Origin of the sequence: Halomonas citrativorans, from assembly GCF_900163645.1 — a bacterium.
GTDB lineage: Bacteria > Pseudomonadota > Gammaproteobacteria > Pseudomonadales > Halomonadaceae > Vreelandella > Vreelandella citrativorans.
The window spans coordinates 16,063-29,628 of record NZ_FUKM01000057.1; the positions used below are offsets into that span (position 1 = coordinate 16,063).

Annotated in this window: 8 protein-coding genes; all 8 read right to left on the minus strand. The window is 56.0% G+C overall.

Annotation, left to right across the window (positions count from 1 at the left end; translation table 11 throughout):
* The 8 genes from CZ787_RS13955 to hsdR all read right to left on the minus strand — a co-directional run bounded on the left by CZ787_RS13955 (position 1) and on the right by hsdR (position 13,566).
* Positions 1-1,122, minus strand: a complete 1,122-nt coding sequence (locus CZ787_RS13955) for a hypothetical protein (RefSeq protein WP_087110247.1) — start codon at positions 1,120-1,122, stop codon at positions 1-3.
* A gap of 373 nt (positions 1,123-1,495) precedes the next feature.
* On the minus strand, positions 1,496-5,044 hold the full coding sequence (locus tag CZ787_RS13960; RefSeq protein ID WP_087110248.1) for an AAA domain-containing protein: 3,549 nt from the start codon (positions 5,042-5,044) through the stop codon (positions 1,496-1,498).
* Positions 5,041-5,757 carry a restriction endonuclease subunit S gene (locus CZ787_RS18880; RefSeq protein ID WP_176372227.1) on the minus strand — a complete coding sequence of 239 codons (717 nt, stop codon included), beginning with the start codon at positions 5,755-5,757 and terminating at the stop codon, positions 5,041-5,043. Before CZ787_RS18880 ends, CZ787_RS13960 begins: the two co-directional genes overlap by 4 nt.
* The gene (locus tag CZ787_RS18885; protein WP_176372228.1) at positions 5,754-6,458 is read right to left on the minus strand and encodes a restriction endonuclease subunit S; all 705 of its coding nucleotides are present in this window, start codon (positions 6,456-6,458) and stop codon (positions 5,754-5,756) included. Before CZ787_RS18885 ends, CZ787_RS18880 begins: the two co-directional genes overlap by 4 nt.
* Complete coding sequence (locus tag CZ787_RS13970; protein WP_087110250.1) at positions 6,458-8,086, minus strand: N-6 DNA methylase; 1,629 nt, start codon at positions 8,084-8,086, stop codon at positions 6,458-6,460. Before CZ787_RS13970 ends, CZ787_RS18885 begins: the two co-directional genes overlap by 1 nt.
* 39 nt (positions 8,087-8,125) lie before the next feature.
* Positions 8,126-8,662 (minus strand): hypothetical protein, encoded by a 537-nt coding sequence (locus CZ787_RS13975; RefSeq protein ID WP_087110252.1) that lies wholly within the window; start codon positions 8,660-8,662, stop codon positions 8,126-8,128.
* A gap of 4 nt (positions 8,663-8,666) precedes the next feature.
* A complete protein-coding gene (locus CZ787_RS13980) occupies positions 8,667-9,851 on the minus strand; it encodes an AAA family ATPase (RefSeq protein WP_087110254.1) in 1,185 nt (394 codons plus the stop codon).
* A gap of 202 nt (positions 9,852-10,053) precedes the next feature.
* Positions 10,054-13,566 carry a type I restriction-modification system endonuclease gene (gene hsdR, locus CZ787_RS13985; protein WP_087110256.1) on the minus strand — a complete coding sequence of 1,171 codons (3,513 nt, stop codon included), beginning with the start codon at positions 13,564-13,566 and terminating at the stop codon, positions 10,054-10,056.

Consider the following 13,566-nt stretch of genomic DNA (forward strand, 5'->3'; position numbering starts at 1 on the left):
TTACTGCTGAATACGGCTGTTCTTTAACATCTGATCACTGGCCGGGCGATCCAAATGGCCAGTGGCAGCAAGATGGATGTTTTTGGCAATTGCTTCGACAGGATCATCCAATGTTCCCAGAAACTGAAACTCGGAAGGGGTAACGTAGCGTGCTTTTTGCTCATCTTTTCCGGTGAAGGATTGTTCCGCCCCCGTTGCCGATGAGCGTCTTTTCATTATCTCGCGCAAGGTCGTTTCATCCAATAATTTCGCCAGTAGCACGACGTTCTTGCGATCCCCGATTCGGTTGAGTAGGTAGCCCGTGCCCAGGTTTTTGTTCCAGATCGGCTTCACCATGATCATGTGCAGCGTCTTGATACCTCTTTGGGCCAGCGCCAGCATGACCATTAGCTGGCCGTTATTAATCCCAAAAGAGAGATTCTCATCAGGGCCAGTAACACGCGGGAACTTGTGCTTAACTTCCAGCTGCATGAAAGTGTTATCCGGCAGCCGTGCAAGGCTGTCTATATCCCACACGCCATCGAAAAAAGGTTGTATTGCACAGTTTTTGAACAAGCGATGGAGCACGACCCGCTTAAAGAGATCATCGCTATATTGGCTGGAAATTCCCGCCCAGAATGCTTGTTGGGAGCGGTGTTCATCAATGACCGACGCCGCAGGAATCCTGAATTGAGGCACTGTCTGTCGCCGGTTCTTCAGCATAAAGGACTGAATGGGAATATGCGTTTCGCCGTTCCACTCCTTGATAAAGAAGTCTCTGGCTGACTCGCCGTAATAGCAGTCAAACAGAAACCCCTCATGACTTCCTTTGGGCGAAAGCAACCTGCACAGCGCCGCCGCTGACGTACACTCTTCGGAGTGGTCCCATACCCACCAGGCATTCACAAACGTTTTCCGCGTCGAATGGCGCTGGGCTTTCACCGTCAGTGTGCGAACCAGCGAGATCGGCAATACGTCGATCCCTTGCCCGGTAAGCTTGCTGAGATACTCGTTAAACACTGATTCAATGACCAGGCCTTCCAGCATCCGGCTCTTGTCGGAACGAACGAGAATTTCCTTTAACTGCTCGATGTTATCAAGCGGAATATCCTGAAGGGGCCCAAACGGGGTCAGCAAACTCATTGCCTATTATCCTGCACTACGCATGGAGGTTTGATACTGGCTGGGCAAGGGATAATTAGCAAGTGTTGACGTTTGGACGAAGGTGGCTTGGCAGTAGGGGGCAAGCTCGCAGGATAACGGGTGGCGAGGCCCACGACAGCACAGAAGCCCAAGCATTAATTAAAGATTTTCCGTGCGGTGATGGCAAGTTCAACGCCACCAACCGCACCGAGCTGGTTGGGCGGCTTTGATAATGATCATTGAGCGGTGATAGTGATTCATGGGGCCGCGAGATTCACGTGCAAAGCGGAGATTACTTGGCGTTGGGGAGTCTAAATGAATTCGCTTGGACGTTATTTTGAAACAGGCCCGGCTAGGGCCGAGCCTGTTTGAATCAGTCAGGTTCGGGATATTGCTTTCGAACACGCTGCTTTAGCGCTTCACGCTGGAGCTCTATTTCCTCTTCCAGGTTACCGCTATACAGCATGGAGGTTTCCATGTTCTTGTATTTCCCCTCCCGTGCGGCGCTAGCCCAATTGTAGGAACCCACGCATAACACATGCTTGTCAGCCATGACGAGCTTGCTGTGGACCTGGTTGACGACATTCACCGTTATCTTTTCCGCAGCAAGCATTTCACAGCACCGCTCGAAGCTCGCCGTTTTTTCCTCATCGGGCCTGTTGGCGCGGGTAGTGTTGAAATGATGGTCGGTATAGATCATTACCCCGACACCTCGATCTGCCGTTTGCTGCAACGCCGCCAGCAACCCTGTCTGTTCCAGACGGTCCAACGATAGCCAGGGCGATACCACGGTGATCTGATGCTGTACGCGTTCAAGCAAATCCTTGATGAGCTGGTCGTGTGCTTCTGCATCGTTGATCAGCCGCGGTGTCTGGCACAGTGCCAGCAAGTCGGGGCGCGCCACGCTTGCTGTGAATGCTAGCTCATTATCCTCGTGACTGAAGAGATAACGGCCCAGCAGGTGCCGTGGTGTGCCGTGAGCCGCCGTGCCGATAACGTCCATGTCGCCAAAGACGAGAAAGCTATCCTTCGCGCGTGACACCGCTACGTTTAAAATCGAGGGGTCATTGTCGATGAAGCTGCCATCGTCATGGCGCGAATATACCGCTGAAAATAGCACGACAGGGCGCTCTGCCCCCTGGAGGGCGTGTACTGTGCCCACTGTCATTTCTGCGTCGCCATCGCCGACCCTGATGTCCCGTGCCAAGCACTCCTGCTCGATCAGATTGGCTTGGGCCTTGAAGGGCGTGACGACACCGATGATCTGTTCCAGCGGCTTGCCATGCGTGGCCTCCAGGCGTTCGCGCTGATCGGCCAACCATTCGGCTATCGTGATAGCTTCGAGGCGATTGATGCGGCTCCCCGAAGGCGGCGTCTCCGCTCGGCCATCGACATGCACGTAACCAAAGGGTGGCAGCTTGGTATCAGTGGCGGGCTTGTTACGTAACGGCTGCAGCAAGCCTTGATAGCAGAGGTCGTTGCAGTAGGCGATGATCTCATTAAGGCAGCGCCGATGCTCGCGCAGGAACATGCCCGGCTCGGCTTGTTCAAGGTAGTGGTAGCGGCTGGCGTGTTGGGCAATCCGCATCACGCTGCCGTCCACCACCGAGCGGCCGCCTTCGCGCAGTTTTTCGTACTCATCGACGGTGGTAAGCAGCCCCTGATGGGATAAATTGCCCACATCGACCGTTGGCGACTGGGTGGCGACCGGCTTGATCTGGTGGACATCGCCAATCGCCAGCACGCGTTTGGTCAGCGCCATGGAAGCGCCTGCCACATCCGGCGCGACCTGACCCGCTTCGTCGATGATCAAGAGATCAATTTCATTTATCAGGTAATCAGGCCGAAACTGCCCGGGGCCTTCGAACACCTTGTGGATCATGTGCGACGGCAGCGAGTGCAGCGTCGAGACGATGCAGGGGGTCAGCATCATGCGCCGACGCCAGCGCGGGCGTACGGTAGCCAGCCCCTGTTTCTCTTTGCCCTTGGCCGTCTGCTCGGCCAGCTCGTCAGCGCGTTCGGCGCATGCTTCCAGCCAGCGCGCTTCCCAGTAATGCACCGCCAGTTGAAAGAGATTGAAGCGAAGCGTGGTATCCAGCGCCTGATCGAAGGCGTCGAACGTCGCTGGCAGCGGTTTGCCGACGTGTTCGCTAAAGGCCGCCTCCAGTGCCGCTGTGGCCTGCTCGATCGCCTGCATGGTTTGTCGGCATTCGGCAACGAAGGCCTGCTTCTCGTCCAGCGCGGCGCGCTGCTGATCGAGCCTTGCCTTCAGCGCATTCTCGGGAGCCTCTGCCGATGGCGACTGCTCGATCAGGCGCTGCCCTTCACCGCTCAGGTGCTCGCTGATGAATAGCTCACGCCGCATGCGCCGCTTTTTGGCCACCGGCGGCAGCACGGCAAGCAGGGAAAGCCACATGGGCTCGTCGGCACAAAAGTGCTGCCAACGCTTGAGATCCGCCTCAAAGGTGTCGAACTCGCCTTGCAGTTCGATGATCGCCGCCTGCTCGCGCTCAAGCGTCTGATCGGGCGCATCGCCCAGTTGCTCGGCAAGCTGTGCCTGAAGCGTTGCCCGCCCCGACCAGCGTTGGTGAAAATCATCAAGCTGGGCTTGGCGCTCTGTCAGTCGCTGATGAAGCCGCTTGCGAACGGCGTCCACGCCGGTGAGGCTGTCATCGTCGAAGGCTTCCCGGGCGTGCTGGACAAACACCATTTCGGCACGCTCGAGATACTCCGGCGATTCGACCTCGCGATAAAACGACGGGGTCTGGTAATGCTTCGACGCTTCGCCTTCCTTGCTGCGCGCGCAGTAATAGCCGCCGTAGCTGGTGATCTCGGGTAGCCAGCGCCCACCGAAGGCGTCCTGAGTTTCCTCGAAATCCTTGGCAAAGGCTTCGAGCACATTGGTCACGGCCTGGTTATTGGTCGAAGCCGCGACGATCAATGGCGGCTCGGCCTCATCGAGCGCCGCTTTCACCCACAGCGAGGCGATAGCCGAGAGCACGAACGTGGTCTTGCCCGTACCTGGCGGGCCGTTGACCGCCAGTATCTCGCCATCCTCCATTGCCATGACCTGCGCCAGCGCATCGCGCTGCGCAATGGCCAGCGGGTACTGCGAATTGGCGTGGCCCAGACGGAGAGGCATGCTGTCTAGTGGCTCGACGCGCGGCTGGTACGTCTGGATGTGTGAAAGCGCGTAGCTTTCCAGTAGCGGCAACGCTTGATCGGTGGTGGACAGCCAGTCATAAAGCTTGATGATGTGGGTCGCCGCACCCAGCTGATCGTCGACTTTGGTGATGCGCGCCTCGTTGGCGCTTACGAACACGTCCTTCAGCAATTCCTTCGGGCACAGCGTGTCGAATAGCTTCTGCGAAAGCTCGTAGTACGGTTGCCAGCGCTCGCCGTGCACCTCGAGCGTTTGATCCTCAAGCAGCGCCATTGCCTCGCTTTCCGACCAGACTTGTGGCTCGCTCTTGCTCAGGAAGCGGTCCTGCTCGGCGACATCATTCAGCGTGAAGCGGTCATCGGCCTGGGGCGCGAGCAGATCGCGGGGAATCACCGGCGGCTCGGCAGGGATCAAGCGACCATCGCGCGATACCCATAAACCGCAAATCAGTGGCGTGATGACATCGGGGTAGAGCGCCCGTTTTTCCGTTCCATGCTCCTGTAATACCTTGTACACCGCCGGGCGTAGCGCCACCCGCACCACCTTGGTCGACGCATCCTCTTCCTCAAAGAGACGCTGAAGTACCGGGTGGTTTGAGGGCAGGCGGCCGTCTCGGTAGACCGTTCTCTCGAGATAGTCGGTCTGCCCCAGCGCCTTTTTGGTCAGCGCGCCGCGGCCGCTTTCGGCATCCGCCAGCGAGTTGCGCCAGTAGCGCAGCCACTGTTTGGTCATGGGCTGAGAGGTCTCTGCTTGGCTCATGCCGTTGCCTTCTTCCTTTTGCGTTTGGTAGGCGCTTTCGCTGCCCGTTCGGCCTTGATGCGTTCTAGCAGCGCCTCGGCACTGTTCTTGCCACTGATCAGCTCCGGATGATCTTCCCTCCACTGCGCGGTCAGCTCGCCGCGGAAGGCTTTGGCGAGGATGGATTGGGTGAGCTGGTTGACGCGTTCCAAGGCGCTATTGACCTGGCGCTCGACGGTGTCGGCGTAGGCGAAGAGCTGATCGACCCGGCGGACGATTTCGGTTTGTTCTGTTATTGTGGGGTGAGGAAATGGCAATGTTTTAATACGGCTCAATGCAAGTTTGCCCTGGGCTGCGGATTTTGTTTCTAGCCGAATTAATTGCTGAAGATACTCGCTTCTTAACCACGCGCTTAAGTATTTAGGACTCAGATCAATTTTGAAATTCGTTATTTTTGCGGCGTTTTCGGTGAGGTTTGCGCCATCATGGCTGCCTGGAATAATACCGGCGTCACCAATTGATGCACCAACAATTGTGATGTAAGCGTCCCCAGGATTCACTGTGTACCGACTTATCGTCTTTTGTACAGATTCCGTGATGTAGAGTTGGATATTTCTGCCATTCTCACCACTGATAACTGTACCGTCCTTAAGTTGACCAGCACGTATATACGGAAAGCCGGTGTTCTCATAGACAAGCCCTTCTCCTTTCGGGATACGTTTCCCGCCCTTCACATCTGCAACATCACCCCAATGGTAGTGGCGGTCCAGCTTTTTGGTATTTCAAAAGATTCCAAGCATTGATTCTCGATTGAGCCTCTCCACTCCTCCGTCAACCGCCCACTCACCGCCGCTGCCAGCACGGATTGGCGAAAGCATTTGAGAATCTCGGGAATGCGCTCAAGACGGGCTTTGGTGTTGTCCACCTGCGCCAGCAGGGTGTCGAGTTTGTCGGCGATGACTTTTTGTTCGGCGAGGGGGGGGAGCGCAAACTCAAGCGTCTTCAAGGCATCAAGCCGTATCCCTTTGACGGTTGTTCCCGTTCCGAGCTGCTGTATTTGGTGAGCAACAGAGCGATACCAATAAATTAAGTAATCGCGGTGCATCTCTGATGGTAAAAAGAGGGCTTTGAGGTCCTGGTTAATTGCCGAATCGAAGTGTGCTACAACGATTTTTCCCAGGCTCATTCGTGTGGCGATAATGGGGGTGCCTGCGGGAACAATGTTAGTGCTGCTGTTTTTAACCGCTTCAGGCGAAATATGGTCAATAGTATCTTTCAGGACATGCTTATTCATATCCTTGACGCTCATCCATGGAATATCGCCACGGTAGTATTCGGGATGAGATTTACTCGGTGTTCCGCCACCAGTAATTTTTAAAATGACATTTTCCAATGGTGTATTAAGCCATTGCTGGGGAAATGCTTGGTCAGTCATTAATTTGTTTCCCCTCCCATCATTTCCTTCAACAGCACCCGCTGCCCGTCGGCTTCCTCCTCGGCCCCCAGCTCGCGCATCAGCCCGTCCAGCTTACCCAGCGCCTGCACCAGTTCGCTCATCGCTTCCGCCGCCAGCACTTCGGGCGCGGGCAGGTCAGCAGCATCAACGCTGTCCTTGTCCTTGAGCCAGCTGATATCCAGCGAGTCGCCTTTGGTATCGCGAATCCACTCACGCGAGAAGCAGCGCCAGCGGGATTTAGCGAGGCGGTCGTCGCTGACGTTCTGATTTTCCTCAGTGGCGTCAGTATCGACCACGATCTCTTCAGCGTTAAATGACCACTCGCCTTCCTGTCGCGGGCTTTGGCCGTTTGGGGCGTCACCATACACCGCCTCAAACGGGGCCAGGTGTTGCTTGCCAAACGGCGTGCGCTTGCCGAAGCTCGGCATGTTGGTGCGCAGATCAAACACCCAGACGTTGTCGGTGCAGCCGGTGTCCTGATATTTATCCGTTGCGCTTCCCTTGGTGAAGAACAGCACATTGGTTTTCACGCCTTGGGCGTAGAAGATGCCAGTGGGCAAGCGCAAGATGGTGTGCAGGTTGCACTTATCCATCAAGTCGCGGCGCACTTCAGTGCCTACGCCCGCTTCGAAGAGTACGTTATCCGGCAGTACTACGGCGGCACGTCCACCGGGTTTGAGATTGCGGTAAATATGCTGCAAAAACGCCAGCTGCTTGTTGCTGGTTTTATACGTCAGGTCGTCGCGGGTAATGCTGGCCTCGCCACCCTTTGCGGTACCAAAGGGTGGGTTGGCGAGAATGATATCGGCTTTAGCCAAGGACTTACCGGCATCGCCCAGGGCATTACCTAGATGCACCACGCCTTCGTTATCGCCTTCCATGCCGTGGAGCAGGCAATTCATCAGCGCCAAGCGGCGGGTGCCTGGAACCAGCTCGATGCCGGTAAAGGCTTCGTGTTTCTGGAATGACTGCTGCCGGGCCTCAAGATCGAACAAATCGTCGGTCTGGTCCTTGATATAGCGATCCGCCGCGATCAGAAAGCCCGCCGTACCCGCCGCCGGGTCCTGCACGGTTTCCCCGGCCTGCGGCTTCAGGCAGCGCACCATCGAGTCGATCAGCTGGCGCGGGGTAAAGTACTGGCCGGCGCCGGATTTAGTTTCGCTGGCGTTCTTTTCTAAAAGCCCTTCGTAGAGATCGCCCAGGCCGTCTTGCTGAGCGCTAAACCAATCGATTTGATCAAGTGCTACGACCATCTGTCTTAAATGACGCGGCTCTCTGAGGCGAGTTTGTGCATCGGCATAAACAGCTGTGATTAATGGATCGTTATGTATTTGCTTGCCTTGACTGTCTTTGCCCGTCGATAAAGCGAGTAGAACCCGCTTATACGTCTCGATCAGGTTCTGGCCATCTTTGCTGTTCAGGTCTGTCCAGCGGCAGCTTTCCGGCAACGGGTGTTTTTTCAGCGTGCCCGCCTCGGTGTTCTCGTGAACCATCTTGATAAACAGCAGTAGCACCAGCTCGGTCACGTAGTCGGAGTAGTTGATGCCGTCATCGCGCAGTACGTCACACAGATTCCAGAGTTTTTGGACGATGTCGTTGTTGGTCATGAATCAAGCCTTTCGGCTCTGCCTGGATGGCAAGAGACATTAAATGAGTTGTCCGGCGAGTGCGGTGCGCACTTCGGCGACGGATGGATTGGTGGCCGCTTCCAGTACCTCATAGGGAAACAGCACCGCGTAGGCGGCTTTCTCGGTATGGTGCCCTGTCAGCTGGGGGTGCAACCGGGCTTTCAACTGCTGGGCCGTTTCATGGTCACGCACGCGCTCGCCAAGCACTTCAAGCAGCGCGCCCTCAAGGCAGATGGGGGACCAGAGAATGAGTCGAAAACCGTATCTTCGTGCTCTGTCGCGCTCCTGCTGCGAGAGGGCGATATCCGAATCCAGCACGATAAAACGCTGGTCAAAATCCTGGCTAGCGTACTTTCTGGCGGCGTTGTCGATGATATTACCCGGTGAGCCGCCGGACTGCTTTTCGATTTTCGGGCGGATGGTTCGCGAGACCCGCAGCTGGCCATGCATGTGTTTGATGAAGGCTTGATCATCTGGGCCTTCACCGACGACCAGGAGCGTGGTCTGGCTGGCCTGGTGCTGGGAGCGCTTTCGGGCGGTGTGTTTTCTGGCCATCGGGTCACAGCTCCGGCGTGGCGCCCAAGGCCCCGGCCATATATTTGGCGTAGAGGTTGTCGTCGGCGCGCAGCCCCGTCATGTCGTCCAGCCGCCAGGCGTCACTCTGCTGGTTGCGCTTCTCGACCAGATAGATTTGATGCTTTTGCAGCAGGTTCAGTACCTCCGGTGTGTGGCAGGTAAAGATCAGCTGCGCCTGGTGGGGGTTGGTGTGCTCGAACTCGAACCACTCCAGCAGGTGGGGCACCAGGTGCGGGTGTAGGTCATTATCGATCTCGTCGATCACCGCGATACCGCCGTTTTGAAGCGTGTTCAGGATCGGTTCGAGCAGCACAAAGGCCGACTGGGTGCCGCTGGACTCCTCGAAAAACGATAGCTCAAAGCTGCGACCATCTGCGGTGGTATGCGTGCCAAAGGGCAAATAGATCTCTTCTTCCTGGCCGGTTTCGTCACGGGCTGTTAGCTTACGTATATCGACATTTTCAAGCCCAAGGTCAAATGCACTTAGCGCTTTTGACATGCGCGCCTGCAGCTCCGGATCTTTTTGAAAAGCGGTTGCCGCACGAACTAGCGCACCATGATGAAAGTGGCGGCGCCCGACACTGACAACGTTGGTCTCGATACGCGAGAAAAAATCGATAAAGGGCTTTGCCGTCTCGACATCATAGCTGTACGCAGCGCTGATCAATGAGACGTTACCGCGCAGCTTTTCCGCCTGTGCCTTTGGAAAGGGGAAGCCCTTCTGTTTAAAACTGTATCCTTTTTCGGTCTTTTCTCTCTTGAAGAGATAGCTGTACTGACTGCTGGTCTTCTCATAGAGCGCTTCAAATAGCACCTCCTCGGATGTGAGTTCGAGTTGATAACGATAGTCCGCTCCACCTTCCCTGAATTCGAGTTCGAAACGGCTGGCTTCATTGCCATTGAGTGCATGTCCGTTGATGGGAATGTCTCGCTCGGGATCGTTGCCTAGAAAGGAGTCCGTAATAAACCAGTGCAGGAACGCCAGCGGTTTGAGTAGCTGCGTTTTACCCGAGCCGTTGGCGCCGACTACTGCGATGGCCTTGTTGTAGCGTTCACCATCAACGTCAATATCGTACCCCGAAGGCGTTGGCTTCTTGCCGAGGGCAAAGTCGATAACGGTGTCATCTGCAAAGCTATAGAAGTTTTTAAAACTCAGGTTTTTGATCATATTTTTCGGGAATCAACGAAATTTCGTTGATTCTGCGTTTTTTGTGCGATCTGTTCAAGCATGGCGTTCGGGTACATGCATATAAAATCAAAAAAACTATACATGTGGCTTGGACATACAAAGAAAATGCGATTTTCTTTGTATGTTTCGCGCCCAATACTGACCTCGTTAAACCTGATACCACGCTATTAAGGGCGTCGCTTCAAGCTCGCCGCTGGGGCCACATCGCCTCATTGAGTTCTTCTAGTACGCTATCCAACTGGTCATCAAGCACCTTATCAAGCTGTTTGGCGCCGCCGGGCAGGGCGGGGAGCTGGTTGACCGTCTCGCGGTCGAGAATCACTTCATGTATTAGCTGTTTGGCTAGGCGCTCCAACCATTTCCTTTGCACGGGCGTCCAGGCGTGCTGGGTATAAATACGCTCCATGGCTGTATACACACGCTGCTCGAAGGGTACTAATGCTTCGCCTAATGCGGCACGTCGGATATGGCCAATAATACTGGCCGCAATGTTTTGATTGGTTTGGTTGCGCACCGCCGTTTGCAGGCTGGCTTCGGAGTAGCCGTGATTGTCCAGTAACAAGCGGACTTGTTTGAGCTCTTCGCGGGTCAGGTCACGAGGTTGATTGACCACCGTCGCCAGGGCCGCCGAGTCGTTAAGGTTCTCGCGAATGAAGGCTTCAAAGCTTTCCAGATAATCTTCCGGGCGCTTGTGCACGCCGTAGCTTTGCGTGCGTTCGCGAATCTCATCTTCGTGCTCGGAGATCAACGGCATGCGCTCGCTGCCCATCAGCGCTTTCACATCTGCCAACTGATTAACCAGCCCTGAATGTTGCTGGACAAATTCAGCCGCTTTTTTCGGCCCCAGCTCAAGCAGGTGCTTATGCAGTGACTTAGGTGGCACTTCCCACAGCGCTTCTAACTCATCGAGCTTCTGGCGTACCGCTGGTTTGTGCTCGGCAGTGTTCTCTGCTTTACGCAGTACCCGCATCAGCTTCTGGCTGAGCTGGCTGAGCACCACGTGAGCCTGACTCTCATCTGGTTGCTCGCCAGGCGAATTCAACGCCTGCTCAAGCCGGTCCGGGTCCGTCAGCTCATGGGTTAGCTGCTCAAACGTCACGTTGGGATCTTTGACCAGCGGCTTCATGGTGCTGACCTCTGCCAGCGCGGCGTAAATATCCACGGGATCGTAAATGCGAAATACGGTTTTGCCAATCTCATCGCAGCGCCGCGTAGCACGACCGATCATCTGCTCGTAAAGAATGCGCGATTTCACCCGGCGCATGAATACCAGATGGCAGATTTTGGGCACGTCGATACCGGTCGTCAGCAGATCGACGGTGATCGCTATGTTGGGATAGCGTTCGTTTTTGTACTGGCGAATCAACTGCCCGACCTTGTCGCTCTTGCCGGTGATCTTCTCGACGGCGGCCTGCGAATAGTCGCGATCGTAAAGAGCCTTGAATGCCGTATCCAACTGGCGCTTAACCATGTCGGCATGGCGGTCGGAGGTGCAGAAGATCAGCGTTTTCTCGTCACCGAAGGGGTCCAGCTCTTTGGCCAGTTGCTCGCAGATGACACGATTAAAGTCGTCGTTGATAACGCGTCGGTTGAAGGCCTCGACCTCAAAGTTCAGCTCATCGTCCAGCTCGGTGCTTTCAAGCTCACCGGTGTGTGTATTCACGACGTGAACGGTTTCCCCCTTCTCGAAGGTGATGCCTTTCTGGGTGAGCAGGGTTTCATAGCGAACGGGCGGCTCGTGGTCGATCAGCCAGTCATCGGCAACCGCCTCACGGTAAGAATACGTATACACCGGCTTGCCAAAGATCTCGCTGGTGTGTCGGGCGGGCGTGGCGGTGAGGGCGATCTTTACTGCATCGAAGTATTCGAGCACCCGCCGGTAGCTGGAGAGGTACTGGTGCGCGTCACGTGTCGCCAGCTCCCCTTCGGTCATTTCCTGGTCCAGCGTGTAGCCACGGTGGGCTTCGTCGATGATGATGCAATCGAACTGATCCACCGGCGGCGGTGCATCACTGGCGAAGACGCGTTTGGCCATCGCCTGTACCGTGGCGACCTGAACGCGGGTTTCGGCCTCTGCCGCCATATCGCCAAGTTCGGCGACGTTGTAGATGGTCGAGAGCGTCTGGTTCTGCTCGAGTCTTGCTTCATCGAAAGCCCCCAAGGCTTGCTCGCCGAGCGCCGTGCGGTCGACCAGAAACAGAATCCGCTTGAAGCGCTCCGCCTTGAGGAACCGATACATCAGGCCGATGATCGTGCGTGTTTTGCCGGTCCCGGTGGCCATGGCCAGCAGTGCCTGTCGTCCGCCCTGAGAGAGACGCCTTTCCGTCGCCGCGATGGCCTTTTGCTGATAGTCGCGCAGCCCAAGGTAGCCAAACGGTTCCTGCGCCAGCTGCTGCTCGGCCTCAGCCTGGCTGCGCTTGAGTTTATCTACAAGCCCCTTGGGCGAATGAAACGTCTGGAGGGCTCGCTTGAGATGGCTAGGCTCGCGAACATCTCGAAACCAGGTGCCTGACTGTTCGAGCTGCTGAGGAATGTAGGGGCGACCATTGCAAGAGTAGGCGAAGGGTATCTTGTAGTGCCCCTCGGCGTCATCGGCCCAGGCAACCGTCCGGCCCGCCAGCTCCCAAGCGCCGGTCAACGGTGGGGTGATCGTTATGCCGCGGCTGTATCGTTCCGCCTGGCCGATCTTACCAGCGACGTTGGTGTTTTCTTTTTTGGCTTCCACCACTGCCAGCGGCGTTAGGCCATGGAACAGCACATAATCGGCCTTTTCATTGCCTTTGGTCGGCCATTCGGCAATGGCGCGATTGACGCCTTTTTCGGGCCGGACGCCTTTTTTGTAGGTCAGCATCTGCGTGTCGGCTTCCCAACCCGCCTCCACTAACTGTTGATCGATCAGAATGCGGGTCAACTCTTCATTGAGCACGATCTGCTGGCTGGCGGCCTGAGTCTGTTGAGCGACCTGCACGCGCTGCGAAGACACTTTTGATGCATTCTGCTGCAATAACTGCTGCTGCAGCGTTTGGATCTTCTGCTCGTAAGCCTTCTGTTGGGCCGCTAGGGCCTGCTCGTGATCCTTTGCTTCCTGTGCCTTCTGGCGGGATTCTTCATCCATTGCTAGCGCCAGTTCTTCATACTCGGCTCGCTCCCGGGCGATCAATTCATTGAATTGCTGGCTGGATTCAAGCTGTACGTTGGCTTCTTGCAGTTCGCCTTTGAGCTTTTCGATATCGGTGTGCAGTGTCTGGAGCTGACGGCTGGGGTCGATGGGGGGAATAAAAGGCCCCGCCTTGAACTGGACGCCTGCCTGGCTGAACGATTGGTGAAACCAGATTGCTAAAGCTCGGGCGACCTTTAACCCCTCCATGGCTTCCCGGTGCTGTGTTCTGAACTGATGCGTGGCTTTATTACCTTCAATGCGTAGGGTGTGAAACAGCTCACGCACGACCGGCTCAAAATGTAGCGTTTTGTCGAGACGAAGAAGAAGATCCAACTGGGAGGTTTGCTCATCGAATTCGACACCCGATTGCGCGGCGATGTGCTGGGCGATAGCCTCACCGAACAGGCGCAGCTTGATCAGGGTGGTGTTGGGGTCGTTGGAAAAAGCATGCTCAGCGGCGCTGGCAAGTTCGACAAACAGTGCATCGTGTTCTGCTAAAAAGCCAAAATTGGTGGGAGGATGGGGTGATGTCAT

Bases quoted from the DNA above. Each gene is read 5' to 3' on its own strand.
- CZ787_RS13955 (WP_087110247.1), bottom strand. From the start codon at position 1,122: ATGAGTTTGCTGACCCCGTTTGGGCCCCTTCAGGATATTCCGCTTGAT.
- CZ787_RS13960 (WP_087110248.1), bottom strand. From the start codon at position 5,044: ATGAGCCAAGCAGAGACCTCTCAGCCCATGACCAAACAGTGGCTGCGC.
- CZ787_RS18885 (WP_176372228.1), bottom strand. From the start codon at position 6,458: ATGACTGACCAAGCATTTCCCCAGCAATGGCTTAATACACCATTGGAA.
- CZ787_RS13970 (WP_087110250.1), bottom strand. From the start codon at position 8,086: ATGACCAACAACGACATCGTCCAAAAACTCTGGAATCTGTGTGACGTA.
- CZ787_RS13975 (WP_087110252.1), bottom strand. From the start codon at position 8,662: ATGGCCAGAAAACACACCGCCCGAAAGCGCTCCCAGCACCAGGCCAGC.
- CZ787_RS13980 (WP_087110254.1), bottom strand. From the start codon at position 9,851: ATGATCAAAAACCTGAGTTTTAAAAACTTCTATAGCTTTGCAGATGAC.
- hsdR (WP_087110256.1), bottom strand. From the start codon at position 13,566: ATGACATCACCCCATCCTCCCACCAATTTTGGCTTTTTAGCAGAACAC.